This is a genomic window from Streptomyces glaucescens, from assembly GCF_000761215.1.
GTDB classification, from domain to species: domain Bacteria; phylum Actinomycetota; class Actinomycetes; order Streptomycetales; family Streptomycetaceae; genus Streptomyces; species Streptomyces glaucescens_B.
On sequence record NZ_CP009438.1, the window covers coordinates 5,711,828 to 5,737,666 of the forward strand.

The following is a 25,839-nucleotide window of genomic DNA, read 5'->3' on the forward strand; positions in this document are numbered from 1 at the left end:
ATCCGGGAGGCGGGCAGGCCAGGGGTGCGGCCGGGCGAAGGGAGTGTTTATCGTCAGGCAGACGACTATGATCGCGGCATGCCCTACGACCCGTCAGCCTTTCCGCCCTTCGCCGTCACCGTGGACCTGGTCGTGCTGACCGTGCGCCGCCATGCCCTGTGCGCGCTGGCGGTACGCAGGGGCGAGCCGCCCTTCCAGGGGCGCTGGGCGCTGCCCGGGGGGTTCGTGCGGGCCGACGAGGACCTGGCGCAGGCGGCGGCACGCGAACTGGCGGAGGAGACGGGACTGCGGGTCCACGACCCCGCCGTTCCGGCCCAGGACAACGGTGCCCACCTGGAGCAGCTCGCGACCTACGGCGACCCCAAGCGCGACCCCCGGATGCGGGTGGTGAGCGTCGCCCACCTCGCTCTCGCCCCCGACCTGCCCGCACCGCGCGCCGGCGGTGACGCCAGCAACGCCCGCTGGGCGCCGGTCGAGGAACTGCTCCAGCAGAACGGGTACGGCCGCGACGGCGAGCCCCTGGCCCCGCTCGCCTTCGATCACGCGCAGATCCTCGCCGACGGAGTGGAGCGCGCTCGCTCCAAGATTGAGTACTCCTCGCTGGCCACGGCGTTCTGCCCACCCGAGTTCACCGTCGGAGAGCTGCGCCGGGTCTACGAGGCGGTCTGGGGCGTGGCCCTCGACCCGCGCAACTTCCATCGCAAGGTGACGGGCACCCCGGGCTTCCTCGTCCCCACCGGCGGCACGACCACCCGCCAGGGCGGACGTCCCGCCCAGCTCTTCCGCGCCGGCGGTGCCACGCTCCTCAACCCCCCGATGCTGCGGCCCGAGGTGTGACCGGCCCGCACCGCCGACAGTGAGCCGGGCTCGCCCGTTCCGGCCTCCGAACGGGCCGTGCGATGCCCGGAAAACCGTATATAGCACGCTAAATTGCTGCGGGTGATCCAGGCCTTCGGACTGACCAGCAACCCCCGCAAGGATCTTCCGCCCGCCGTCGACGACGTCTCCTTCGACGCGCGCGCGGGACACGTCACCGCGCTCCTCGGTGCCGCCGGTGCGGGCAAGACGACGGTGCTCAGGCTCATGCTCGAACTCCAACAGGGCCGTGGCCTCACGCACTTCCGAGGGCGCCCGCTGCACCGCATCGCCCACCCCTCGCGCGAAGTCGGCGTTCTGCTCGGTGATGTTCCCGGCCACCCCGGGCGCACCGTCCGAGGTCACCTGCGCATGCTGTGCGCAGCCGCCGGAGTCCCGGTCCGGCGGGCGGACGAAGTCCTCGAAGCGGCCGGCATCGTCAGCCTGCGGGAGGAACGACTCGGCACCCTCTCCCGTGGCATGGACCGCCGCCTCGGGCTGGCCTGCGCGCTGCTCGCCGACCCGCACACCCTCGTGCTCGACGACCCCGCCGCAGGGCTCTCCGCCGGGGAGGGCCGCTGGCTGCACGGCATGCTGCGCGCCCACGCCGCACACGGCGGCACCGTTCTGGTCAGCACCGCCGACCCCAAGGAGGCCGCACGTATCGCGGACCGGGTCGTGACGCTGGACGGAGGCAGGGTCGTCGCCGACCAGGCGGCGGCGGACTTCGCCCGCACCCGGCTGCGTCCGCGGGTCGTCGTCCGCACCCCGCACGCGGCCCGCCTCTCCGCCGTCCTCACCAAGGAGGCGCGCACCGGGCAGCGCTCGATCGAAGTCGCGCGGGAGGGCGGCAACCGCCTGTACGTCTACGGCAGTACCTGCGCCGCCGTCGGCGACGCCGCGTTCCGGCACGGCATCCTCGTGCACCAACTCGCCGACGAAGTAGGCGACATGGGGCCAGGAGCGGGGGACGAGACACCCCCACCTGTACCGGGTGCCGTGGAAGGACGGCTCACGGCGGGAAGCCGCGAGGGCTCCGGTGGCACCGGTCTGCCGGGCCCGTCCCCGGCCCGTACCGGAACGGTCACCGAGGCGGGAACCGACGAGGAAGCCGACACAGAGGTGGAGACCGACACCGAGGCGAGAACCGACACAGAGGTGGAGGCCGGCGCGGCAGCGGAGACCGACACCGGCACGGAGACCGACACCGGCACGGAGACCGACACCGGCACGGAGACCGACACCGGCACGAAAACCGACACCGGCACGAAAACCGACGCCGGCACGGAGACCGGAGTCGAGGCGGAGGCGGTGGAGGCCGGCATCGACACGGGGACCGGCGCCGGATCCGAGGTCCAGCCCCGGCCCGACGCCTCACGGGCTGCGGTCCCCGGCCCGGCGGAACCTGCGGAAGCCCTCTCGGTGCCGCCCGAGCCGACCCGGCCGGGCACGGAGTCCGCCCCGCCTGCCCTGCTCCCCGCCCAGGTCTCCTCCCCCGGCCCCGCCTCGGTTGCCGCGCCTTCCCACGCCACCGGTTCCCGCACCCTTCCGCCCCCCGGCCACCTCACCGAGCCGCTGCCCGGCCTCCCGCCCCCCATTTCGGTCCGCCCCGCTCCCAGCCCGCTGCGCCCGCTGCGCTACGAGCTGCGCCGGGCGACCGGAGTCGGGACCGGGTTCCTCACCGGGGCCGTGGTGCTGGTGGTCTCGGCGCTCACCGCGGTCGTCGTGGCCCGTATCGGGCACACTCCGCAGGCGCGGCTGCTCGCCGCGTGGCCCCGGGAGCTGCCGCTGCCGCCCGCGGCGCTCGGCGCCGGGCTGCTGGGCGCGCTGGCCTTCGGGGACGAGTTCCGCCACCCGGCTCTGGCGGCGGACCGCGGCACGGTGCCCCGTCGGCTGGGGCTGCTCGCCGCCAAGCTGCTGGTCTCCGCGGTCACCGGCCTGGTCCTCGCCGTGCTGACCGTGGGCTGCGACGCCGAGGTGCTTTATCTGCTGTACGGACGGGAACTCGTACGGGTTCCCGCGGAGTGGCTGTCGCTGGCGGTGAGTTGGATCGCGCTGGTGGTCGGCTGCGCCTGGGCCGGGGTGCTGGCCGCCGGGGTGTTCCGGTCCACCGCGGGCGGGCTCGCGACGGTGGTGGCCGTGCCGGTGGTCGTCGTACCGCTGCTGCAGAAGCTCCTGGCCGGCCCGCCCGTGTGGAGCGCGGCGGGCTTCCCGCTGCGGCTGCGCGAGGTGCTGCTGTCGCAGTGGCCCTTCGGCGGTGAGCGCTATGTGGCGGCCGTGGCGCGTGTGATCGGCCAACCCGTCGGCACCGCCCTGACGTTGTCGCTGGCCACACTGCTCTGCGCGTACGTGGTCACGACGCTGCGGCGCAGGGTCGGGTGACAACCGTCCGCACTCATCCGGTCCGGGTCGGGCACAACTCCCTCACGATGCGCCCATTTCCTTCCGATAAGGCGTCAATTGCGGCGCAGTGAGCGATCACCCTTTCGTGTGCTTTTCACCAAAGACCTCAAGGGAGTTGAAGGCGACGCCGACAAAGGATGCGTGAGTACCCTTGCGCACACCATGATGACCGCCGCCCGCGCCGCAGACTCCGGCCTCGCCGGCCAGGGCGAACTCGACCGCTACCCCTTCGCGGAGGCCGCCCCCGCGGACCGCGTCGGGGTCCCCGCCTGGGAGGGCGCGGACCCCGAGCTGGGCCGGGTGGGCCGGCGGGCCGCGGGCAGCCGTGGCCGCGGCCTGCACGGCCAACTCGTCCAGCAGCTCGGACAGATGATCGTCTCCGGCGACCTCGGTGCCGACCGTCCGCTGGTCCCGGAGGAGATCGGCCAGCGCTTCGAGGTGTCCCGGACCGTCGTCCGCGAGTCGCTGCGCGTCCTGGAGGCCAAGGGCCTGGTCAGTGCCCGGCCGAACGTCGGTACGCGGGTGCGCCCCGTCAGCGACTGGAACCTGCTCGACCCGGACATCATCGAGTGGCGGGCCTTCGGCCCCCAGCGGGACGACCAGCGCCGCGAGCTGAGCGAGCTGCGGTGGACGATCGAGCCGCTGGCCGCGCGGCTGGCCGCCGGCCACGGCCGTGAGGACGTCCAGCAGCGGCTGTCCGACATGGTCGAGATCATGGGGCACGCCATGGGGCAGGGCGACGCGCTCACCTTCTCCCGCGCGGACACCGAGTTCCACTCGCTGCTCATCCAGATCGCCGGCAACCGCATGCTGGAGCACCTCTCCGGCATCGTCTCGGCGGCGCTCCAGGTCTCCGGCGGCCCGGTCACGGGCTGTGACCGGCCGAACGAGGCGACGCTGGTGCACCACGGCCGGATCGTCGACGCGCTCGCCGCGGGGGACGGCGCGGCGGCCGAGGAGGCCATGCGGCAGCTCCTCACCGTCCACCCCGAGGTGGAGCGCGTCGTTCCCGCGCCGCGCGAGCACTGAGCGGAAACCCCGGACGTCGCGGCCGGGGGGCTACCTCTTCCTCCACCCCGCGGCATCGCCTCGGTCCGGCGAGCCGTCTCCGTCGGACCCCGCAGGATCCACCGGCCTGCCGGGTCCGGCGTGGCGACGGACACCCAGGCGACATCGCCCGGACCGCGCATGACCTCGTATGTCCGTATCCGAACGTCTTTGAGTGCTTACGGGGTGTGACTCGGGCCACGCAGATTGGGCGTAACGCTCGTGGAAACAGCGCGATGACCTAAGAGGTGACAGCCGCGGAGGGAATACGGACGCCGTTCAAGGCGCTGTGCATCTTCCCGGCCCCCGCCCGCGCCGTCGGCCCATCCCCAAGCCGGCGGTCGGCTCTCGTCCTCCGTGGACGGGGCCGGAAGTCGTTTTCCAACGTTCCGAGAGGTTGTTCGTGTCGGCCAGCACATCCCGTACGCTCCCGCCGGAGATCGCCGAGTCCGTCTCTGTCATGGCGCTCATTGAGCGGGGAAAGGCTGAGGGGCAGATCGCCGGCGACGACGTGCGTCGGGCCTTCGAAGCTGACCAGATTCCGGCCACTCAGTGGAAGAACGTACTGCGCAGCCTCAATCAGATCCTCGAGGAAGAGGGTGTGACGCTGATGGTCAGTGCCGCGGAACCCAAGCGCACCCGAAAGAGCGTCGCAGCGAAGAGCCCGGCCAAGCGCACCGCCACCAAGGCGGTCGCGGCGAAGACGGTGACCACTCGCAAGGCCACCGCCACCTCGCCCGCGCCGGCCGCGCCCGTCGACCCCGCCGTCGAGCCCACCGAGGAAGCCGCGCCCGCGAAGAAGGCCGCTGCCAAGAAGACGACCGCCAAGAAGGCGGTCGCCAAGAAGGCCACCGCCAAGAAGACGGCGGCCAAGAAGACCGGCGCCAAGAAGGACGACGTCGAGCTGCTCGACGAGGAGGTCCTGGAGGACACCAAGGTCGCCGACGAGCCCGAGGGAGCCGAGAGCGCCGGCTTCGTGCTGTCCGACGAGGACGAGGACGACGCCCCCGCGCAGCAGGTCGCCGCGGCCGGCGCCACCGCCGACCCGGTCAAGGACTACCTCAAGCAGATCGGCAAGGTCCCCCTGCTCAACGCCGAGCAGGAGGTCGAGCTGGCCAAGCGCATCGAGGCGGGCCTGTTCGCCGAGGACAAGCTGGCCAACGCCGACAAGCTCGCGCCGAAGCTCAAGCGCGAGCTGGAGATCATCGCCGAGGACGGCCGCCGCGCCAAGAACCACCTGCTGGAGGCCAACCTCCGCCTCGTGGTCTCCCTGGCCAAGCGCTACACCGGCCGCGGCATGCTCTTCCTGGACCTGATCCAGGAAGGCAACCTCGGTCTGATCCGCGCGGTCGAGAAGTTCGACTACACCAAGGGCTACAAGTTCTCCACGTACGCCACCTGGTGGATCCGGCAGGCGATCACCCGTGCCATGGCCGACCAGGCCCGCACCATCCGTATCCCGGTGCACATGGTCGAGGTCATCAACAAGCTCGCGCGCGTCCAGCGCCAGATGCTCCAGGACCTGGGCCGCGAGCCCACCCCGGAGGAGCTGGCCAAGGAACTCGACATGACCCCCGAGAAGGTCATCGAGGTCCAGAAGTACGGCCGCGAGCCCATCTCGCTGCACACCCCGCTCGGCGAGGACGGCGACAGCGAGTTCGGTGACCTCATCGAGGACTCCGAGGCCGTGGTCCCGGCCGACGCGGTCAGCTTCACGCTCCTCCAGGAGCAGCTGCACTCGGTCCTGGACACCCTGTCCGAGCGTGAGGCGGGCGTCGTGTCCATGCGCTTCGGGCTCACCGACGGCCAGCCGAAGACCCTCGACGAGATCGGCAAGGTGTACGGCGTCACGCGTGAGCGCATCCGCCAGATCGAGTCGAAGACCATGTCGAAGCTGCGCCACCCGTCGCGCTCGCAGGTCCTGCGCGACTACCTCGACTAGGTCGCGTCCCGACCGGGCCGTACCCCGCCCGGTCGCGGCGGTACGACGTCGAAGGCCCGGCACCGCGGAAGCGGTGCCGGGCCTTCGTGCCGCGCGGGCGCGGCGGCCGGGAGCGGGTGCGGGGCACGGTGCTCTGAACCACGCTGGGGAGTCCAACAACGCCCCAGAGTGAGGAGTGCGCATGCGTCGTCCCTCTGTCCGAGCGCTGGCCCGCCCACTGGCCGGGGTCGCTGCCGCGGCCCTGATACCCCTGGTACCGGCGTTCTCCGCCGCTCCCGCCGCGGCCGAGGGCATAGTGGGCGGGTTCCCCGTCGACGTGACCGACGTTCCGTGGACGGTGGCGCTGTCCAGCCGTGACCGGTTCGGCGGAACGCGGTCCGGGCAGTTCTGCGGTGGGGTGGCGGTCGGCCCCACGACCGTGCTCACGGCGGCGCACTGTCTGGAGGAGGACGTCCTCGGCTCACCGCCGCACGAGGTGCCCGACCTCAAGGTGATCGCCGGGCGCACGGATCTGCGCACCGATCACGGCCAGGAGGTCGCGGTGCGCGAGAGCTGGGTGAACCCGGGCTACGACGACGTCAGCAACAGCGGGGACTTTGCCGTGCTGACGCTCGCCGAGCCGCTGCCGCCGGGCGCGGTCGTCGCGATGGCCGGCGCGGGTGATCCCGCGTACGCCGCGGGCACCGCCGCCACGGTCTACGGCTGGGGAGACGTCTCGGGCCAGGGCGACTACGCGGACGTACTGCGGGCCGCGAGTGTGCAGGTGCTGCCCGACACGCTGTGCGAGCGCGCGTACCCGGCCGGTGGCGACGGCAGTTACCTCGCCGAGGCCATGGTGTGCGCGGGGCGGCGGCTGGGCGGCCGGGACGCCTGTCAGGGGGACAGCGGGGGGCCGCTGGTGGCCCGGGGGCGCGTCATCGGGCTGGTGTCCTGGGGCAGTGGCTGCGGCCGCTCCGGCAGCCCCGGCGTCTACACACGGATCTCCGACGCCCTGCGGAAGCTCGGCTGGGACCGCGCGGGCCACAGCCACATGGCCGGGTGAGGGCCCTCCACGGGGCCTGAGCCCGCAGGCGGGCAGGACGACGGGCGGCCGACCCCGGGTAGGGGGTCGGCCGCCCGTTCACCGGCCTGTGCCGGGGCTGGCTCGTCGTGGACGCGAGGGTCAGCGTTCGTCTTCGGAGGCGTTGTCGGGAACGGCCGTGAGCCGCTCGGTCTCGTCCTGTATCTCAGCGGCGATCTTCTTGAGTTCCGGCTCGAACTTGCGGCCGTGGTGGGCGCAGAAGAGCAGTTCTCCGCCGCTCAGCAGGACGACGCGCAGGTATGCCTGGGCGCCGCAGCGGTCGCAGCGATCAGCGGCCGTCAGCGGGCTCGCGGGGGTCAGAACAGTAGTCACGTCGCCTCTTCTCTAGCTCGACGAGCTGTCGTACCAGGGTCAACATCCAACCAGCCCCAAAACGTTCCCGCTCGCGGCTTTTCCTCGGAAGATTTTTTCCGAGGCGGCTGGCTGCTGCCCGTTGGCGGCGAATGTGCCGTAGTGCGTGTCTGTGTGTCGTACGGTTTCGCGCGTTCGTATCGGTCTCGGTCCTCCCGGCTGGGTTGCCGGTTGTTCATGAGGACGTGCCCGGAGCCTAAATGGTTCATGCCTGGAAGGGAACGTGATGTGCACTTCACCCCATCGAGGGATCGAACATCCATGCGACCGTCGACTAGTCTGCCTTCAGACGAGGGTGGCGTTACAACGGCTCTACCAGGCCTCGGTACCCTCTGAGCGGCTACCCCAGCCACGGCCTTACCCCGATGGGCCCCATCTGAAATTCAGCGAGGAGCGAACCGCGTGACCGCCGAGACGTCCGTGCCGTCCACAGCTCTGCTGGCAGGAGCAGACCGGGACGGTTCCAACTACACCGCGCGGCACCTGCTCGTCCTCGAGGGGCTGGAGGCCGTCCGCAAGCGCCCGGGCATGTACATCGGCTCGACCGACAGCCGCGGCCTGATGCACTGCCTCTGGGAGATCATCGACAACTCCGTCGACGAGGCCCTGGGCGGCTACTGCGACCACATCGAGGTGATCCTCCACGACGACGGCTCGGTGGAGGTGCGGGACAACGGCCGCGGCATCCCGGTCGACGTGGAGCCCAAGACCGGCCTGTCCGGCATCGAGGTCGTGATGACCAAGCTGCACGCCGGCGGCAAGTTCGGCGGCGGCTCCTACGCCGCTTCCGGCGGCCTGCACGGCGTCGGCGCCTCCGTCGTGAACGCGCTGTCCGCGCGGCTGGACGTCGAGGTGGACCGCGGCGGCCACACCCACGCGATCAGCTTCCGGCGGGGCGTGCCGGGCGCCTTCGCCGCGGCCGGCCCGGACGCGAAGTTCGAGGCCAGGAGCGGCCTGCGCAAGGCCAAGAAGATCCCCAGGACCCGCACCGGCACGCGGGTGCGGTACTGGGCCGACCGCCAGATCTTCCTCAAGGACGCCAAGCTCTCCCTGGAGAACCTGCACCAGCGCGCCCGCCAGACCGCGTTCCTGGTGCCCGGCCTGACCATCGTCGTCCGCGACGAGTTCGGCCTCGGCGAGGGCGGCAGCAAGGGCGAGGAGTCCTTCCGCTTCGACGGCGGCATCAGCGAGTTCTGCGAGTTCCTGGCGGCCGACAGGCCCATCTGCGACGTGCTCCGCTTCACCGGCCAGGGCACGTTCAAGGAGACCGTCCCGGTCCTCGACGAGCACGGCCAGATGACACCCACCGAGGTCACCCGGGAACTCGGCGTCGACGTCGCCCTGCGCTGGGGCACCGGCTACGAGACGACCGTCAAGTCCTTCGTCAACATCATCGCCACCCCCAAGGGCGGCACCCATGTCGCCGGCTTCGAGCAGGCGATCGCCAAGACCATGAACGAGGTGCTGCGCGCCAAGAAGCTGCTGCGCGTCGCCGAGGACGACATCGTCAAGGACGACGCCCTGGAGGGCCTGACCGCGGTCGTCACCGTCCGCCTCGCCGAGCCGCAGTTCGAGGGCCAGACCAAGGAGGTGCTCGGCACCTCGGCGGCCCGCCGCATCGTGAACAACGTGGTCTCCAAGGAGCTCAAGGCGTTCCTGACCGCCACCAAGCGCGACGCCGCGCAGCAGGCCCGGGTGGTCATGGAGAAGGCCGTCGCCGCCGCGCGGACCCGGATCGCGGCCCGTCAGCACAAGGACGCGCAGCGTCGCAAGACGGCCCTGGAGTCGTCCTCGCTGCCCGCGAAGCTCGCCGACTGCCGCAGCGACGACGTCGACCGCAGCGAGCTGTTCATCGTCGAGGGGGACTCCGCGCTCGGCACCGCCAAGCTCGCCCGCAACTCCGAGTTCCAGGCCCTGCTGCCGATCCGCGGCAAGATCCTCAACGTCCAGAAGTCGTCCGTGACCGACATGCTCAAGAACGCCGAGTGCGGCGCGATCATCCAGGTCATAGGGGCGGGCTCGGGGCGGACCTTCGACATCGACGCCGCCCGCTACGGCAAGATCATCATGATGACCGACGCCGATGTGGACGGTTCCCACATCCGGACCCTGCTGCTCACGCTGTTCCACCGCTACATGCGGCCCATGGTCGAGGCCGGCCGGGTCTTCGCCGCGGTCCCGCCGCTGCACCGGATCGAGCTGATCCAGCCCAAGAAGGGCCAGGACAAGTACGTGTACACGTACTCGGACCGGGAACTGCGCGACAAGCTCATGGAGTTCCAGAGCAAGGGCGTCCGGTACAAGGACTCGATCCAGCGCTACAAGGGCCTGGGCGAGATGGACGCCGACCAGCTGGCCGAGACCACCATGGACCCGCGCCACCGCACCCTGCGCCGGATCAACCTCTCCGACCTGGACGCCGCCGAGCAGGTCTTCGACCTGCTGATGGGCAACGACGTGGCGCCCCGCAAGGAGTTCATCTCCAGCTCGGCGGCGACGCTGGACCGGTCGCGCATCGACGCCTAGCCGCCGCGCGCGTTTCGTCGGCGGGCAGCCGACATGGTCACCTGATGGGGTGAAGGGCTCCGGGAAGAAGAACCGGCGATCTTTCCGTTCTGTCCATGCTTGGGCATGCACTCAAGTGACGGTCGTCCCCGTGACGCACGCGGTGTGCGGTACGACGACCCCTGGCACGCCGCTCTCGCCTCCGCCCGGGGTCTCGCCCCCGGCCGCGGGGGGGCCGGCCACGTCTCCGCGCCCGTGCCCGCCGCGGCCCGCGAGCGGTCCGGGCGGGGCGGGCGGACGGAGCCATGGGAGAGCGCGGTGAGCGCCGCGGACGTCTACGTCGAGGTGCAGCGCAGCGCCGCCTTCCAGGAGGTCCGACGCCGCTACCGCCGGTTCGTCGTCCCCGCGTTCGCCGCCTTCTTCACCTGGTACGTCGGCTACGTCGTCGCCGCCACCGCCGCGCCCGGACTCATGGCCCGGCCCGTGGCGGGCGCGGTGAACGTGGCGATGCTGGCCGGGCTCGGCCAGTTCCTCTCCACCTTCCTGCTCACCTGGGCCTACGCCCGGCACGCCCGGCTGCGCAGGGACCGCGCGGCGCTCGAACTGCGCTGGGACACCCAGCAATTGACGCGCGGCATCCCGGGGGCGGTGCCCGGTGACCGGTGAGCACCAGACCCTGGCCCTCGTGCTGTTCGGCGTCTTCGTCGCCGTGACCCTGGCGATCACGAGCTGGGTGAGCCGCGGCCGGCGCGGCTCGGCGGTGGAGTTCTACGCCGGCGGACGCCTCTTCTCGCCGATGGAGAACGGTTTCGCCATCGCCGGTGACTACATGTCCGCAGCCTCCTTCCTGGGCATCTCCGGCCTGATCGCGCTCTTCGGCTACGACGGGCTGCTCTACTCGGTGGGCTTCCTGGTGGCCTGGCTGGTCGTGCTGTTCCTGGTCGCCGAACTGGTCCGCAACTGCGGGCGGTTCACCCTCGCCGACGTGGTCGCCGCGCGCATGCGGGAACGGCCGGTGCGGATCGCGGCGGGAACGTCCTCGGTCACCGTGTCCGTCCTGTACCTGGTGGCGCAGATGGTGGGGGCGGGCAGCCTGGTCGCGCTGCTGCTGGGCGGGACGGGAGCGGCCGCGCAGACCTGGACGGTGATCGCGGTCGGCGCGCTGATGGTCGTCTACGTGTCGTGGGGAGGGATGCGGGCCACCACCTGGATCCAGATCGTGAAGGCGGTTCTGCTGCTGGGCGGGGCGGTCACGCTGACCGCGCTCGTCCTGGTGCGCTTCCACGGCGACGTCGACCGGCTCCTGCGCACCGCGGCGGACCGCAGCGGCCACGGCACGGCGTTCCTGGCGCCCGGCCTGACGTACGGCGGGGACTGGACCGCCCGCCTCGACTTCATCAGCCTGGGACTCGCCCTGGTGCTGGGCACGGCCGGGCTGCCGCACATCCTGTCGCGGTTCTACACCGTGCCGACGGCCCGCGCGGCACGGCGTTCGGTCGTCTGGTCGATCGCGCTCATCGGCGGTTTCTACCTGATGACGATCGTCCTCGGCTTCGGCGCCGCCGCGATCGTGGGCCCGCAGGCCGTGCGCGCCTCGAACACGGCAGGGAACACCGCGGTCCCGCTGCTGGCGCTCGACCTGGGCGGCGGCGCCGGCTCCACCGGCGGGACGGTGCTGTTCGCGGTGGTCGCGGCGGTCGCCTTCGCCACCATCCTCGCAGTGGTCGCCGGAGTCACCCTCGCCTCCTCGGCCTCCGTCGCCCACGACCTGTACGCCTCGCTGCGCCGCGGGCGCGGGGAGCCCCGTGGCGAGGTGGCCGTGGCGAGGGCGGCGGCGGCCGGCATCGGTGTCGTCGCCATCGCCCTCGGGCTGCTCGCCCGGGACCTCAACGTCGCCTTCCTGGTGGGCCTGGCGTTCGCCGTCGCCGCCTCCGCGAACCTTCCGGTCCTGCTCTACTCGCTGTTCTGGCGGCGCTTCACCACCCGGGGCGCCGTCTGGGCCGTCTACGGCGGCCTGGTCCCGGCGGTGGCGCTGGTGCTGCTGTCACCCGTGGTCTCGGGCAGCCCCGACGCGCTGTTCCCGCACGCCGACTTCCAGTGCTTCCCGCTGCAGAACCCGGGCCTCGTCTCCATCCCGCTGGGCTTCCTGGCCGGCTGGCTCGGCACGGTCACCTCCACGGAGCCGCCGGACGCGGCCAAGCACGCGGAGACGGAGGTGCGGTCCCTGACGGGAGCGGGCGCCGCGTGACGGAGCGCCGACGCGACGCGGTGCGTGCGGTGTGACGGGGGCGCGTGCGGTGTGACGGGGGCGCGCGGCGCGCCGCGAGTGCGTGCCGGGGCGGAGCGACCGACGGGCCATAGCGACGTAACCCGGGTGCGCGCGGCGTGACGGGTCGCGCGGCGTGACGGGTCGCGCAGCGTGAAGGGTCGCCGGCGTGAAAAGTCGCGCGGTGTGAAGGGCCGCGCGGCATGACGGGGGACAGGCGCGGCTGACGCCGGCCAGGCGCCGTCGAGACTGCGGCGAGTCCCGTCCGTACCCAAGGGGGGCACGGCCCTTCCCCCGCCCCACTGGGCCGGGCCTCAGGCGCGGGTCGCCCACACGTAACGGTGTTCCGGGCGGCCCGCGTCCCCGTACTTCAGGGTCAGCGTGGCCCGTCCCGTGCGCTCCAGGAGCTTCAGATAGCGCTGTGCCGTCTGCCGGCTCACCCCGGTGCGTTCGGCGATCTCCTGGGCCGACAGCGGCCCTTCGGCGTTCATCAGGCACTGCCGCACCAGCTCGGCCGTGGTGGGGGAGTGCCCCTTCGGCAGATCCGGCTCCGACGGCGCGGACAGCGCGCCGAAGATGCGGTCGACCTCCGCCTGCTCCGCCTCGCCACCGCCGTCGAGGGTGCGGCGCAACTGCGCGTAAGCCTCGAGCTTCGCGCGCAGCCCCGCGAACGCGAACGGTTTGACCAGGTACTGCAGCGCGCCGTGCCGCATCGCCGCCTGCACCGTCGCGACGTCCCGGGCCGCCGTCACCATGATCACGTCGGTCTGGTGGCCGCGCCGGCGCATCTCCTGCACCACCGCGAGCCCCGTCCCGTCGGGCAGGTAGTGGTCCAGGAGGACCAGATCCACGTGCGGCAGCGTCTCCAGCAGCCGCAGCGCCTCCGCGGCCTGGTGCGCTTCCCCGACGACGTGGAAACCCGGCACCTTCTCGACGTACGCGGCGTTCACCCGCGCGACCCTGGTGTCGTCGTCCACGACCAGGACCTCGATCATCGCGTCTCCTCCTCGGCGGACGGTACGGCACCGGCGGACCGCGGGCCCGGGCGGGGCGGCACGGACTCCGCGCCCGGTACGTTCGCCGCGGCCCGGGGGCCGGGTTCGGCGAGCGCCTCGGGCAGCACCACGGTGAACTCCGCGCCGCCGCCGGGCGCCTCGCCCACGGTCACCGTGCCACCCTGCCGCTCCGCCAGCCGGCGCACCAGGGACAACCCGATGCCGCGCCCGCGGTGGGCGGGCGGCTCCTTCGTCGACCAGCCCTCGGTGAAGACGACCTCGCGCCGCTCCTCGGGGATACCGGGCCCCGTGTCCCGCACCGCCAGCACGGCGGCACGGCCCTCGGCCTGCAACTCGACCTCCACGCGCGCGTGCGGTGTGCCGGCGACGGCGTCCAGCGCGTTGTCGACGAGGTTGCCGACGATGGTGACCAGGCCCCGGGGATCGACCAGCCGGTCCGGCAGGCCGGTGCGGCCGGAGAGCCGCAGCGCCACCCCGCGCTCGGCCGCGACGGTGGCCTTGCCGACCAGCAGGGCGGCCAGCAGCGGGTCCTGGATCCGCTCGGTGATCTGTTCCGCCGTGGCCCGGTGATCGCCGACCACCTCGCCGACGAAGTCCACGGCGTCGTCGTACATCTCCAGTTCGAGCAGCCCCAGCAGGGTGTGCATGCGGTTGGCGTGCTCGTGGTCCTGGGCGCGCAGGGCGTCGATCAGGCCGCGCGTGGAGTCCAGTTCCCGGCCCAGCTGTTCCAGCTCGGTGCGGTCGCGCAGGGTGGCCACCGCCCCTCCGTCGTCGGTGGGCATCCGGTTGGCGACCAGCACCCGCTGCCCGCGCACGGTGAGCAGATCGGTGCCCGTGACCCGGCCGGCCAGCACATCGGCGGTACGTCCCCCGCCCAGCGCCTCGTCCAGGGAGCGGCCCACGGCCTCGTCGCCGATGCCGAGCAGGCGCCGCGCCTCGTCGTTCAGCAGGCGGATCCGGCCCGCCCGGTCCAGGGCCACCACGCCCTCCCGGATGCCGTGCAGCATCGCCTCCCGCTCCGCCAGCAGGGCCGCGATGTCGGAGAACGCCAGGTCCCGGGTCTGCCGCTGCACCCGGCGGGCGATCAGCCACGCGGCCAGCGCGCCGACGGCCAGGGCGCCGCCGGCGTACGCCAGCAGCTCCGGGATCGCGTGGACGAGCCGCGCGCGGACACTGTCGTAGGCGATACCGACCGACACCGCCCCGACGATCTCGCCCTCACCGTCGCGCAGCGGGACCTTGCCGCGCGCGGAGCGGCCCAGGGTGCCCTCGTCGATCTCCATGACCTCCCGGCCGGCGAGCGCCTCGCTGGGGTCCGTGGAGACGTGCCGGCCGATCTCCCCGGGATCGGTGTGCGACCAGCGCACGCCCCGGGTGTCCATGACCACGACGTACTCGGCCCGGGTGGCCGCGCGGATCCGCTCCGCCTCCCGCTGGACGGGCCCGTCCGGCGCCGGCGGCGTACCGCGGACCTCGTCGGCGAGCCGCGGCTGCGCGGCCGTGGTCTGCGCGATCGCCAGGGCCCGGCGCATCGCCTGGTCGTCGAGCTGGTCGCCGAGCGGTGCGAGGAACAGCCCGGTCGCGAGCACCGCGACCCCCGCGGCGATCGCCACCTGCATCAGCAGCACCTGTGAGAACACCCGGCGCGGCAGGCCGAGACGCAGGCGGCGGGCGGGGGGCGTGGGGCTCATACCCATGACGGTACGTGGCGGGGGAGTCCGCGCCGAAGCTCGGGGGCTCGCGCGCGCCCGCCCCGGCGCGCCGGCGTCCGCACACAGGGCCGCCGGGGTCAGCTGGCGAGGGCCGCCGGGGTCAGCTCGCGGACCGCCACGACGTCCATCCGCGCGGGGGCGCCCAGCACCGAGGTGCCGCAGCTCTCCGGCCTCGGCGGCTCCGACGCCCCCTGGGCCACGAGGACGCGCCAGCAGCGGCCGTCGGCGTGGGCGACGGTGACCTCCCAGCGCGGGGCCGCACCGGCGGCCCGTACGGCGCTCTCGGTCCGCACCACGCTCAGCGCGTCCGCGGTGTACTCCCGCGCCGCCCGCCGCACCGCGAGCTCGGCCGCCTGGCCGGGCCGTTCCCAGGCGGAGCTGCCCCGGCACCCGTCGACCACGATCCGGCCCTCCTGGACGGCGTGCAGGACCTCCTTGACGCCGTGTGCCTCGGCCCGGCCGTAGGCGTAGCCGTACGGCAGGACGAGCAGCGTCGGCGAGAAGCGGTGGCCGCCGAGATGGGTGACCTCCCAGACGCCCTCCACGCCCGACGCGGCCAGCTCGGCGGCCAGGGGGCGGCCCAGCAGGGCGCAGCAGCGGTCGCGCTTGCCGTTGGTGCACACCAGCGCGAGGGGGGCGCCGGTGTGGGGACCGCCCTGGAGAACGGTGTCGAAGGCGCGGTGGTCGCCCCGGCCCAGGGCGGCGAAGTCCAGGTCGAGCAGCCGGCCCGGGTCATCGGTGGTGGCGGTGCGCACCCAGGTGCCGCCGGGCACGGTGTGGGCCGCGTAGATCCGGCGGACGGCGGGGGTGCGGCAGTCCGCGTGCCGGCCGGGCCGGCGGATGAGCGCGATGCGCACGCCGGTGCCCTTCGCCGCGGCCTCCAGGGCACGGCCCAGCGCGGGGTCCAGGTGGCTCGAGGTGAGCGCCCTGGCGCCCCACGGGCCGGGCTGTTCCACCAGGAGCCAGGTCCTGGCGGTGGCCGCGGTTCCGGAAATGGGCTCGTCGAGGCTCCGGGAGACGGTCGCACACGTACTCACACAGGTGAGCCTAACCTGACTTGGTCATCACATACCTCTGATTGCTCGGTTGTCCTGCTCCGGGCGGGTACGAGAGCTCCGTAAGGACCTGCCGGCTGCTCGTATTCTGGGCGCCGCAGGCAGTTTCCGCCGTGCTCCGGCCACGGGCCGGCGCCGCACCGCTGGGAGAGAGGTCGTACGTTGGGGCAGAGCCCGAGGCCACACCAGATCCCGGTCGTCGTCCTCGCCGGATTCCTGGGCTCCGGCAAGACGACCCTCCTCAACCACCTGCTCCACCGCAGCGGAGGCAGCAGGATCGGCGCCGTGGTGAACGACTTCGGCGCGATCGAGATCGACGCCATGGCGGTGGCCGGCGCGCTCGGCGACTCCACCGTCTCGCTCGGCAACGGATGCCTGTGCTGTGCCGTCGACGCCGGCGAGCTGGACCTGTACCTCGGCCGGCTCGCGCGCCCGGAGACCGGCATCGACGTCATCGTGATCGAGGCCAGCGGGCTCGCCGAGCCGCAGGAGCTGGTCCGTATGGTCCTCGCGAGCGAGAACCCGCGCGTGGTGTACGGCGGGCTCGTCGAGGTCGTGGACGCCGCCGAGTTCGACGCCACGCGCGCGAAGCACCCCGAGATCGACCGGCACCTCGCCCTCGCCGACCTGGTGGTGGTCAACAAACTGGACCGGGCCGCGGACGCCGAACGCGTCCTGGGCCAGGTCCGCTCCCTCACCGACCGGGCCGCCGTCGTGCCCGCCACCTACGGCCGGATCGACCCCGAGTTCCTGTTCGACTGCAAGCCGGGCGAGGAGCGCGTCGGGCAGCTGTCCTTCGACGACCTGCACGACGAAACCCACGGTGCCGACGACGCCCACGGCATCGGGGACCCGGACGGCGGGGGCCACGGCCACGCCGGGCACCTGCACACCGGCTACGACAGCCTGTCCTTCGTCTCCGACGTCCCGCTCGACCCGCGGCGGCTGATGCGGTTCCTCGACAGCCGCCCCGAGGGGCTCTACCGGATCAAGGGGTACGTCGACTTCGGCGCCCACGATCCCCGCAACCGCTACGCCGTCCACGCCGTCGGACGGTTCCTGCGGTTCTACCCGGAGCCCTGGGCGGCCGGCGCGGAGCGGCTCACCCAGCTGGTGCTGATCGGCTCCGGCATCGACGCCCCGCTCCTCGGCGAGGAACTGCGGGCGTGCCGGAGCGAGGCCCCGCACACCGCCGACGAGCACGGCATGTGGGGTGTGCTGCGCTACGTCCAGGACCCGGACGAGCCGGACCCGGGGGCGGACGACGCCCCGGACCCGGACGCCGGGCCCCTGGACGACCCTGACTCCGAGCCTCTGTACGACCCTGACTCCGAGCCCCCGTACGACCCGGAGCCCGGCTCGGAGCCCTAGACCGGCCCCGCCACCGCCGCCACCGGCTTCGGCAGCGACACGCCCGAGCCGTCGCGGCGCGGGTCGATCTCGGGCAGCTCGGTCGGCGAGCCGTTCTTCTGCGCGGCCCGCGCCGGCGTCGCGCCCGCCCAGGCGAAGGACAGGCAGTCCTCGCCCTTCAGGAACCGCTGGCAGCGCACCCCGCCGGTGGCGCGGCCCTTGCGCGGGAACTGGTCGAACGGGGTCACCTTGGCGGTGGTCTGCACCGAGTCGTCCAGCGTGCCGCGCGAGCCGGCGACGGTGAGGACGACCGCGTCCGCGGCCGGGTCCACCGCCGTGAACGAGATGACCTTGGCGCCCTCGGCGAGCTTGATGCCGGCCACACCGCCCGCGGGACGGCCCTGCGGGCGGACCTGCGCGGCCTGGTAACGCAGCAGCTGGGCGTCGTCGGTGATGAAGACCAGGTCCTCCTCGCCGGTGCGCAGCTCCACCGCGCCGACGATCCGGTCGCCCTCCTTGAGGGTGATGACCTCCAGCTCGTCCTTGTTGGCGGGGTAGTCCGGGACCACCCGCTTGACCACGCCCTGTTCCGTGCCGAGCGCCAGACCGGGCGAGGACTCGTCGAGGGTGGTCAGGCAGACCACCGTCTCGTCGCCCTCCAGGGAGACGAACTCCGCCAGCGGCGCCCCGCCCGAGAGGGTGGGTGCCGCGGCCGTCTCCGGCAGCTGCGGCAGGTCCACGACGTTGATCCGCAGCAGCCGGCCGGCCGAGGTCACCGCGCCGACCTCGCCGCGGGCCGTGGCCGGCACCGCCGACACGATCACGTCGTGCTTGGCGCGCTTGCCGCCCTCGTCCTCCGCGAACGGCTCGGCGTTGGCCGTGCGGGCCAGCAGGCCCGTGGAGGACAGCAGCACCCGGCACGGGTCGTCCGCGACCTGCAGCGGCACGGTGGCCGCGGTGCTGCCCGCGGACTCCAGCAGGACCGTGCGCCGTTCGGTGCCGAACTTCTTGGCGACCGCCGCCAGTTCCGAGGAGACCAGCTTGCGCAGCTCGGCGTCCGACTCCAGGATCCGGGTCAGCTCCTCGATCTCGGTGGTGAGCTTCTCCTTCTCCGCCTCCAGCTCGATCCGGTCGTACTTGGTGAGCCGGCGCAGCGGGGTGTCCAGGATGTACTGCGTCTGCACCTCGCTCAGCGAGAAGCGCTCGATCAGGCGTTCCTTGGCCTGCGCGCTGTTCTCGCTGGAGCGAATCAGCCGGATCACCTCGTCGATGTCGACCAGCGCGGTGAGCAGGCCCTCGACCAGGTGGAGCCGGTCGCGCCGCTTGCCGCGGCGGTGCTCCGAGCGGCGCCGGACGACCTCGAAGCGGTGGTCGAGGTAGACCTCCAGCAGCTCCTTGAGGCCCAGCGTCAGCGGCTGGCCGTCCACCAGGGCGACGTTGTTGATGCCGAAGGACTCCTCCATCGGCGTCAGCTTGTAGAGCTGCTCCAGGACCGCCTCCGGCACGAAGCCGTTCTTGATCTCGATGACCAGGCGCAGCCCGTGCTCACGGTCGGTGAGGTCCTTGACGTCGGCGATGCCCTGGAGCTTCTTGGAGCCGACCAGGTCCTTGATCTTGGCGATGACCTTCTCGGGACCGACCGTGAAGGGCAGCTCGGTGACGACCAGGCCCTTGCGGCGGGCCGTGACGTTCTCGATGGAGACCGTCGCGCGCATCTTGAAGGTGCCGCGGCCCGTCTCGTAGGCGTCGCGGATGCCGGACAGGCCGACGATCCGGCCGCCGGTGGGCAGGTCGGGTCCCGGCACGTGACGCATCAGGGCGTCGAGGTCGGCGTTCGGGTGCCGGATGAGGTGGCGGGCGGCCGCGATGACCTCGCCCAGGTTGTGCGGCGGCATGTTGGTCGCCATGCCGACCGCGATGCCGGACGCGCCGTTCACCAGCAGGTTCGGGAAGGCGGCGGGCAGGGCGACCGGCTCCTGCTCCTGGCCGTCGTAGTTCGGGGCGAAGTCGACCGTGTCCTCGTCGATGGACTCGGTCATCAGGCCCGTGGCCGCGGCCATCCGGCACTCGGTGTACCGCATGGCGGCGGGCGGGTCGTCGTTGCCCAGCGAGCCGAAGTTGCCGTGGCCGTCGACCAGCGGCAGCCGCATCGAGAAGGGCTGGGCCATGCGCACCAGGGCGTCGTAGATCGACGCGTCGCCGTGCGGGTGCAGCTTGCCCATGACCTCGCCCACCACGCGGGCGCACTTCACGTAGCCGCGCTCGGGGCGCAGGCCCATCTCGTTCATCTGGTAGACGATGCGCCGGTGCACCGGCTTCAGGCCGTCGCGGGCGTCCGGCAGCGCTCGGGAGTAGATGACCGAGTACGCGTACTCGAGGAAGGAGCCCTGCATCTCGTCGACGACGTCGATGTCGAGGATCCGCTCCTCGTACGAGTCGTCGGGCGGCGGGGTCTTCGTGCTGCGGCGGGCCATCGCTGCCTGGCTCCTTGCTGAAGCGTGGTGAACGGGATCTGACGCGGACCATTGTGGACCGCGGCACTGACAACGCGGAGCGGGACCCGGCGTCGGCCACCCGGCCCCCCGCAGCGCGCAGGCTACGCCTGCCACCGCCCGGCCCCGCTGCCCGCAGGCTACGCCCTCGCGGCGGCAATCCCTTTCTCGCTCTCGGCGTACGCGCTGCGGGAACTTCGCAGACGGTCCGCACGCTTGCATACAGTGGCAGGACCGGCAGGAAACAAGCGGTCTCAGCCACCGCATCCGCGATCGAAGGGACGTACATGCCCAAGGGTCACACGGCCACAGCCGAGGCAGGCACCGGCGGCCTGACAGCGACCGAGCACCGCCTGGCCAACGGCCTGCGCGTGGTGCTCTCCGAGGACCACCTGACCCCGGTCGCGGCGGTGTGCCTCTGGTACGACGTCGGCTCGCGCCACGAGGTCAAGGGGCGTACCGGCCTGGCTCACCTCTTCGAGCACCTGATGTTCCAGGGCTCCGCCCAGGTGAAGGGCAACGGCCACTTCGAACTGGTGCAGGGCGCCGGCGGCTCCCTGAACGGCACCACCAGCTTCGAGCGCACCAACTACTTCGAGACCATGCCCGCCCACCAGCTGGAGCTGGCGCTCTGGCTGGAGGCCGACCGCATGGGCTCCCTGCTGACCGCCCTGGACGACGAGTCCATGGAGAACCAGCGCGACGTCGTCAAGAACGAGCGCCGCCAGCGCTACGACAACGTGCCCTACGGCACCGCCTTCGAGAAGCTGACCGCCCTCGCCTACCCGGAGGGCCACCCCTACCACCACACGCCGATCGGCTCGATGGCCGATCTGGACGCGGCGACGCTGGAGGACGCGCGGGAGTTCTTCCGCACCTACTACGCGCCCAACAACGCGGTGCTCTCGGTCGTGGGCGACATCGACCCGGAGCAGACCCTCGCGTGGATCGAGAAGTACTTCGGCTCGATCCCCTCCCACGACGGCAAGCCCGCCCCGCGCGACGGCTCGCTGCCCGACGTCATCGGCGAGCAGCTGCGCGAGGTCGTCGAGGAGGAGGTCCCGGCGCGCGCCCTGATGGCCGCCTACCGGCTCCCGCACGACGGCACGCGCGCGTGCGACGCGGCGGACCTGGCGCTGACCGTCCTGGGCGGCGGCGAGTCCTCCCGGCTGTACAACCGGCTGGTGCGCCGGGACCGCACGGCGGTCGCGGCGGGCTTCGGCCTGCTGCGGCTGGCGGGCGCGCCCTCGCTGGGCTGGCTGGACGTGAAGACCTCAGGCGACGTGGAGGTGCCGGTCATCGAGGCCGCCATCGACGAGGAGCTGGCCCGGTTCGCCGAGGAGGGCCCCACCGCCGAGGAGATGGAGCGCGCCCAGGCCCAGCTGGAGCGCGAGTGGCTGGACCGGCTGGGCACGGTCGCGGGCCGCGCCGACGAACTGTGCCGGTACGCGGTGCTGTTCGGTGACCCGCAGCTCGCCCTCACCGCCGTCAAGCGGGTGCTGGAGGTGACGCCCGAGGAGGTCCGGGACATCGCCCGGGCGCGTCTGCGGCCCGACAACCGCGCGGTGCTCGTCTACGAGCCGCTCGCCCCCGAGCAGCCCGAGCAGGTGGAGGGCACCGAGGACCCGGAATCCGCGGCGACCGTGGAAGCCGCCGGCGCCAACGAGGAGGCGGCCAAGTGACCGAGCTGACCAGCATGGAGTTCCACCCCCGGCCGCAGCCGGGCGAGGCCAGGCCGTGGGCGTTCCCGGCGCCTGCGCGCGGGGCCCTCGACAACGGTCTCACCGTCCTGCGCTGCCACCGCCCGGGCCAGAAGGTCGTCGCCGTCGAGGTGCTGCTCGACGCTCCGCTGGACGCCGAGCCCGCGGGCCTGGACGGTGTCGCGACGATCATGGCGCGGGCCTTCTCCGAGGGCACCGACAAGCACTCCGCCGAGGAGTACGCCGCCGAGCTGGAGCGCTGCGGCGCCACCCTGGACGCACACGCCGACCACCCCGGCGTACGGCTGAGCCTGGAGGTTCCGGCGTCCCGGCTGGAGAAGGGCCTCGGGCTGCTCGCGGACGCGCTGCGGGCGCCCGCGTTCGCCGACGGCGAGGTCGAACGGCTGGTCCGCAACCGCCTGGACGAGATCCCGCACGAGCTGGCCAACCCCGCCCGGCGGGCCGCCAAGGAGCTGTCCAAGGAGCTGTTCCCGGCGGCGTCGCGCATGTCGCGTCCGCGCCAGGGCACCGAGGAGACGGTCGCGAAGATCGACTCGGCGGCCGTCCGCGCCTTCTACGAGCGGCACGTCCGCCCGGCCACCGCGACCGCCGTGGTGGTCGGCGACCTCACCGGCATCGACCTGGACGCCCTGCTCGGCGACACCCTCGGCGCCTGGGCCGGCACCCCGGGGCAGCCGCGTCCGGTGCCCCCGGTGACCGCCGACGACACGGGACGCGTGGTCATCGTCGACCGCCCCGGCGCCGTCCAGACGCAGCTGCTCATCGGCCGCGTCGGCCCGGACCGGCACGACCGCGTCTGGCCCGCCCAGGTGCTCGGCACGTACTGCCTCGGCGGCACCCTCACGTCCCGCCTGGACCGGGTGCTGCGCGAGGAGAAGGGCTACACCTACGGCGTGCGCGCCTTCGGGCAGGTGCTGCGGTCGGCACCGGACGGCACGGGTGCCTCGATGCTCGCCATCAGCGGCTCGGTCGACACCCCGAACACCGGCCCCGCCCTGCACGACCTGTGGACGGTGCTGCGCACGCTCGCCGCGGAGGGCCTGACCGATGCGGAGCGGGACGTCGCCGTGCAGAACCTGGTCGGGGTCGCACCGCTCAAGTTCGAGACGGCGGCGGCCGTGGCGAGCACTCTGGCCGACCAGGTGGAGCAGCACCTGCCCGACGACTACCAGGCGACGCTGTACCGGCAACTGGCCGCCACCGGCACGGTGGAGGCCACCGCGGCGGTCGTCAGCGCCTTCCCGGTGGACCGTCTGGTGACCGTTCTCGTCGGTGACGCGGCGCAGATCAAGGAGCCGGTGGAGGCCCTGGGCATCGGCGAAGTCACCGTCGTCACGGCCGAGTAGCACACTCCCGCGGGCACGCCCGCGGGGCCGCCGGGCACAACCGCGCGCAGGGGCCCTGGGGACCGAAGCGTCACCAGGGCCCCTCGGTGTCCGAATTGAGGCGGAGGTTGCCTGTCTGGCCTGTGGGATGCGCTACAAAACCCGGCATTCGTTTGAGCTTTGGAAGCCGCCCCCCTTAGCGTCGTCCGGGCTGTCCGTCAGGCAGTGCGCCGCACCCGCGGCACCGGACAGTCATCGCCGAGTCCCCGTACGGCGCGAGCCAGGGGAGCCGGGGACCCAACCATGTCCCTGGGGTGAATCGGGCGCCCGCGCCGTGCGCGAGGGGGTCCGTAGGAGACCTTCCTGCTCCGAACCCGTCAGCTAACCCGGTAGGCGAGAGGGAAGGAAAGGACCAGCCACTTCATGGCGTTCACCCGCGCCACCGGGAAGCACCGCCGTCCCAGCCGGATGCAGCGTTCCACCGCCCGCGCCGCGGGCGTCGCCGCGCTCACCACCACCGGCGTCATCGGCACCCTGGCGGGCCCGGCGCTCGCCGCCGTCGAGTCCCCCGCCGAGCAGACCGGTCTGACGCCCGTCCTGACCATCGGCGACGAGGTCGCGGACCAGATCGACGCGCAGGCCGCCGCGCAGCAGCAGGCCGCCGAGCACGCCGCCGCCGTCAAGAGGGCCGAGGCGGCCGCGATGGAGCGCGCCGCGGAGGAGGCCCGCAAGGCCCGCGAGGCCGCGGAGCGGGCGGCGAGGGAGGCCGAGCGCAAGCGCCTCAACACCTTCGTGCTGCCGATCAGCGGCTCGTACGTCTCCACCGGCTACCAGGCCGGCAGCTCGCTGTGGTCCTCCGGCAGCCACACCGGTGTCGACTTCCACGCCGCCAGCGGCACCTCGGTGCACTCGGTCGGCACCGGCACGGTCGTGGAGGCCGGCTGGGGCGGGGCGTACGGCAATCAGGTGGTCATCCGGATGCACGACGGCACGTACACCCAGTACGGGCACCTGTCCTCCATCGGCGTGTCCGTCGGCCAGACGGTGACGCCGGGCCAGCAGATCGGCCTGTCCGGCGCGACCGGCAACGTCACCGGCCCGCACCTGCACTTCGAGGCCCGCACCGGCGCGGAGTACGGCTCCGACATCGACCCGGTCGCCTACCTGCGCGCGCACGGCGTGAGCATCTGACGCGCCCCCCGCGCACTTCCCGAAAGCCCCGGCCCCGCGCCGGGGCTTTCGGCATTTCGGCCGCTCCGCTGTCCAAAATATATCCATGGATTCCGGCCCGCCGTCGGAAATTCCCGCCCATTGCCATAACATCGCTGAACACACGTCAGTCGTCGGCGTGTCACGGGGATTAAGGCGGAGGTCGGTCATGCGTATTCCGGCGCACTCGGTGTGCACGGCGATCCGGGACGACATCGTCGCGGGTGTCCACGAGCGCGGCAGCCGGCTCACCGAGGAACTGCTGGCCCGCCGCTACGGCGTCTCACGCGTCCCCGTCCGGGAGGCCCTGCGCACGCTGGAGGCGGAGGGTTTCGTGGTGACCCGGCGGCACGCGGGCGCGTGCGTCGCGGAGCCCACCGAGCAGGAGGCCTCCGACCTGCTGGAGATGCGTCTGCTGCTGGAGCCGCTGGGCGCCTCCCGCGCGGCCCAGCGGCGCACCGAGGCGCATCTGAAGGTGCTGCGCGGCCTGGTCCGGCTGGGCCAGGAGCGCGCCCGCCGCGGCCACAGCGACGACCTGCGCTCCCTGGACGGCTGGTTCCACGAGACGCTGGCCCAGGCCTGCGGCAGCCCCGCGCTGGCCTCGACGCTGACCCGGCTGCGGCACATGATCGCCTGGATGTACGTCGTGGAGGCGCCGGCCGGAGTGGAGTCCTGGGCGGAGCACGGGGCGATCGTGGACGCCGTGGCGCGCGGCGACAGCGAACGCGCGCGGGCGATCACCGCGGTGCACACCGAGCGCGCGACGGCCGCGCACCGGCTGCGGTCCGGCCCGGGCGCCGAACGCGCGGAGCGTGTGAGGAACTCGCAACATGCCGTAAACACGCCGGGCTCGCGGCTTTAACACGGGCGCCGTATACAAAGACCGGGTAATTTCGGCGTCAGGAATTCCCTGCCCCTTCTCCAGCGCGGCGATAATTGTCGTCCGTGCCGCCGGCCCCTGCCCGAAAATGTCTCCGCGACATGGCGGAGGGCAGTCCCCGGAAATACCGGGACCGCGCCGCCCGGGAAAGGGCGACGCGGTCCGGGAGTGACTGCCGAGCGAGCGTCAGACGGTCTCGGGGAGCTCCTCGAGGCCCTCGGCGACCAGCTTGGCCAGGCGGTCGAGCGCGGCGTCCGCGCCCTCGGCGTCGGAGGCGAGGACGATCTCCTCGCCGCCCTGGGCGCCCAGACCGAGGACGGCCAGCATGGAGGCCGCGTTGACGGGGGTGCCGCCGGCCTTGGCGATCGTCACCGGGACGCCTGCGGCCGTGGCGGCTCGGACGAAGATGGAGGCGGGGCGGGCGTGGAGGCCCTCGGCCCAGCCGACGTTGACGCGGCGCTCAGCCATGTGATGCTGCCCTTCAGGTGTTCAGGTTGTCTAGACCAGTTTCCCACATCGTGAAGCGTGCCCGGAGCGGACGTGTGTCCCCGCCGGGCGGCTCCGGACCGCGGCCTCGGTCCGGTGCTCCGTCCTCCCACAGACTGCCCCGCGCCCTCGCCGGACGCGAG

Annotated in this window: 19 protein-coding genes and 1 riboswitch; of the genes, 13 read left to right on the forward strand and 6 right to left on the reverse strand. The window is 72.7% G+C overall.

Features of this window, described 5'->3' with window-relative positions; translation table 11 throughout:
• The first annotated feature begins 78 nt into the window (after positions 1–78).
• The 5 genes from SGLAU_RS24785 (at position 79) to SGLAU_RS24805 (ending at position 7,289) form a co-directional block, all read left to right on the forward strand.
• On the forward strand, positions 79–837 hold the full coding sequence (locus SGLAU_RS24785; RefSeq protein WP_043504667.1) for an NUDIX hydrolase: 759 nt from the start codon (positions 79–81) through the stop codon (positions 835–837).
• A 102-nt stretch (positions 838–939) separates the two neighbouring features.
• The gene (locus SGLAU_RS34550; protein WP_043504670.1) at positions 940–3,237 is read left to right on the forward strand and encodes an ATP-binding cassette domain-containing protein; all 2,298 of its coding nucleotides are present in this window, start codon (positions 940–942) and stop codon (positions 3,235–3,237) included.
• Between the two features lie 162 nt (positions 3,238–3,399).
• A complete protein-coding gene (locus SGLAU_RS24795; RefSeq protein ID WP_078957877.1) occupies positions 3,400–4,287 on the forward strand; it encodes a FadR/GntR family transcriptional regulator in 888 nt (295 codons plus the stop codon).
• 421 nt (positions 4,288–4,708) lie between these two features.
• Positions 4,709–6,247 (forward strand): RNA polymerase sigma factor, encoded by a 1,539-nt coding sequence (locus tag SGLAU_RS24800; RefSeq protein WP_043506971.1) that lies wholly within the window; start codon positions 4,709–4,711, stop codon positions 6,245–6,247.
• Between the two features lie 181 nt (positions 6,248–6,428).
• Positions 6,429–7,289, forward strand: a complete 861-nt coding sequence (locus SGLAU_RS24805; protein WP_043504673.1) for a S1 family peptidase — start codon at positions 6,429–6,431, stop codon at positions 7,287–7,289.
• A 120-nt stretch (positions 7,290–7,409) separates the two neighbouring features.
• On the opposite strand, the gene SGLAU_RS24810 is transcribed toward SGLAU_RS24805, so the two are convergent.
• Positions 7,410–7,640: a hypothetical protein gene (locus SGLAU_RS24810; protein ID WP_043504674.1), complete on the reverse strand. Its 231-nt coding sequence runs from the start codon at positions 7,638–7,640 to the stop codon at positions 7,410–7,412.
• 441 nt (positions 7,641–8,081) lie between these two features.
• Between SGLAU_RS24810 and SGLAU_RS24815 the strand changes: the two genes are divergently transcribed.
• From SGLAU_RS24815 to SGLAU_RS24825, 3 genes are all read left to right on the forward strand, one after another.
• Positions 8,082–10,205, forward strand: coding sequence for a DNA gyrase/topoisomerase IV subunit B (locus tag SGLAU_RS24815; protein ID WP_043504676.1), 2,124 nt, complete (start codon positions 8,082–8,084; stop codon positions 10,203–10,205).
• A gap of 105 nt (positions 10,206–10,310) precedes the next feature.
• Complete coding sequence (locus tag SGLAU_RS24820) at positions 10,311–10,850, forward strand: DUF485 domain-containing protein (protein WP_078957878.1); 540 nt, start codon at positions 10,311–10,313, stop codon at positions 10,848–10,850.
• Positions 10,840–12,432, forward strand: coding sequence for a cation acetate symporter (locus SGLAU_RS24825; protein WP_043504678.1), 1,593 nt, complete (start codon positions 10,840–10,842; stop codon positions 12,430–12,432). The genes SGLAU_RS24820 and SGLAU_RS24825 overlap by 11 nt, the downstream gene beginning before the upstream one ends.
• 332 nt (positions 12,433–12,764) lie before the next feature.
• Here the strand turns inward: SGLAU_RS24825 and SGLAU_RS24830 are convergent, their stop codons facing one another.
• The 3 genes from SGLAU_RS24830 to SGLAU_RS24840 all read right to left on the reverse strand — a co-directional run bounded on the left by SGLAU_RS24830 (position 12,765) and on the right by SGLAU_RS24840 (position 16,215).
• Entirely contained in the window at positions 12,765–13,445 is a 681-nt protein-coding gene (locus SGLAU_RS24830) for a response regulator (RefSeq protein WP_043504680.1), read from the reverse strand.
• Positions 13,442–15,157, reverse strand: coding sequence for a sensor histidine kinase (locus tag SGLAU_RS24835; protein WP_078957879.1), 1,716 nt, complete (start codon positions 15,155–15,157; stop codon positions 13,442–13,444). The genes SGLAU_RS24830 and SGLAU_RS24835 overlap by 4 nt, the downstream gene beginning before the upstream one ends.
• A gap of 98 nt (positions 15,158–15,255) precedes the next feature.
• Positions 15,256–16,215, reverse strand: coding sequence for a sucrase ferredoxin (locus SGLAU_RS24840; protein WP_043504681.1), 960 nt, complete (start codon positions 16,213–16,215; stop codon positions 15,256–15,258).
• 180 nt (positions 16,216–16,395) lie between these two features.
• On the opposite strand from SGLAU_RS24840, the gene SGLAU_RS24845 reads away from it, so the two are divergent.
• Positions 16,396–17,604, forward strand: a complete 1,209-nt coding sequence (locus tag SGLAU_RS24845) for a CobW family GTP-binding protein (protein ID WP_078957880.1) — start codon at positions 16,396–16,398, stop codon at positions 17,602–17,604.
• Here the strand turns inward: SGLAU_RS24845 and SGLAU_RS24850 are convergent.
• Positions 17,601–20,057 (reverse strand): DNA topoisomerase (ATP-hydrolyzing) subunit A, encoded by a 2,457-nt coding sequence (locus tag SGLAU_RS24850; RefSeq protein ID WP_043504682.1) that lies wholly within the window; start codon positions 20,055–20,057, stop codon positions 17,601–17,603. The two genes, SGLAU_RS24845 and SGLAU_RS24850, sit on opposite strands and share 4 nt — an antisense overlap.
• Before the next feature lie 305 nt (positions 20,058–20,362).
• Here SGLAU_RS24850 and SGLAU_RS24855 point away from each other — a divergent pair, with 305 nt between their 5' ends.
• The 4 genes from SGLAU_RS24855 (at position 20,363) to SGLAU_RS24870 (ending at position 25,192) form a co-directional block, all read left to right on the forward strand.
• Positions 20,363–21,757 (forward strand): M16 family metallopeptidase, encoded by a 1,395-nt coding sequence (locus SGLAU_RS24855; RefSeq protein ID WP_043504683.1) that lies wholly within the window; start codon positions 20,363–20,365, stop codon positions 21,755–21,757.
• Positions 21,754–23,142, forward strand: a complete 1,389-nt coding sequence (locus SGLAU_RS24860) for a M16 family metallopeptidase (protein WP_043504684.1) — start codon at positions 21,754–21,756, stop codon at positions 23,140–23,142. The genes SGLAU_RS24855 and SGLAU_RS24860 overlap by 4 nt, the downstream gene beginning before the upstream one ends.
• 225 nt (positions 23,143–23,367) lie before the next feature.
• A riboswitch (cyclic di-AMP (ydaO/yuaA leader) is annotated at positions 23,368–23,532 on the forward strand.
• 12 nt (positions 23,533–23,544) lie between these two features.
• The gene (locus tag SGLAU_RS24865; RefSeq protein WP_043504686.1) at positions 23,545–24,312 is read left to right on the forward strand and encodes a M23 family metallopeptidase; all 768 of its coding nucleotides are present in this window, start codon (positions 23,545–23,547) and stop codon (positions 24,310–24,312) included.
• Positions 24,313–24,499: 187 nt separating this feature from the next.
• Entirely contained in the window at positions 24,500–25,192 is a 693-nt protein-coding gene (locus tag SGLAU_RS24870) for a GntR family transcriptional regulator (protein WP_043504687.1), read from the forward strand.
• Between the two features lie 204 nt (positions 25,193–25,396).
• Here the strand turns inward: SGLAU_RS24870 and SGLAU_RS24875 are convergent, their stop codons facing one another.
• Positions 25,397–25,678, reverse strand: a complete 282-nt coding sequence (locus SGLAU_RS24875) for an HPr family phosphocarrier protein (protein ID WP_006136411.1) — start codon at positions 25,676–25,678, stop codon at positions 25,397–25,399.
• Positions 25,679–25,839: the final 161 nt, after the last annotated feature.

Coding starts and splice junctions, on each gene's coding strand:
- SGLAU_RS24850 (WP_043504682.1), bottom strand. CDS start 20,057: ATGGCCCGCCGCAGCACGAAGACCCCGCCGCCCGACGACTCGTACGAG.
- SGLAU_RS24855 (WP_043504683.1), top strand. CDS start 20,363: ATGCCCAAGGGTCACACGGCCACAGCCGAGGCAGGCACCGGCGGCCTG.
- SGLAU_RS24785 (WP_043504667.1), top strand. CDS start 79: ATGCCCTACGACCCGTCAGCCTTTCCGCCCTTCGCCGTCACCGTGGAC.
- SGLAU_RS24835 (WP_078957879.1), bottom strand. CDS start 15,157: ATGAGCCCCACGCCCCCCGCCCGCCGCCTGCGTCTCGGCCTGCCGCGC.
- SGLAU_RS24805 (WP_043504673.1), top strand. CDS start 6,429: ATGCGTCGTCCCTCTGTCCGAGCGCTGGCCCGCCCACTGGCCGGGGTC.
- SGLAU_RS24865 (WP_043504686.1), top strand. CDS start 23,545: ATGGCGTTCACCCGCGCCACCGGGAAGCACCGCCGTCCCAGCCGGATG.
- SGLAU_RS24875 (WP_006136411.1), bottom strand. CDS start 25,678: ATGGCTGAGCGCCGCGTCAACGTCGGCTGGGCCGAGGGCCTCCACGCC.
- SGLAU_RS24870 (WP_043504687.1), top strand. CDS start 24,500: ATGCGTATTCCGGCGCACTCGGTGTGCACGGCGATCCGGGACGACATC.
- SGLAU_RS24820 (WP_078957878.1), top strand. CDS start 10,311: ATGCACTCAAGTGACGGTCGTCCCCGTGACGCACGCGGTGTGCGGTAC.
- SGLAU_RS24830 (WP_043504680.1), bottom strand. CDS start 13,445: ATGATCGAGGTCCTGGTCGTGGACGACGACACCAGGGTCGCGCGGGTG.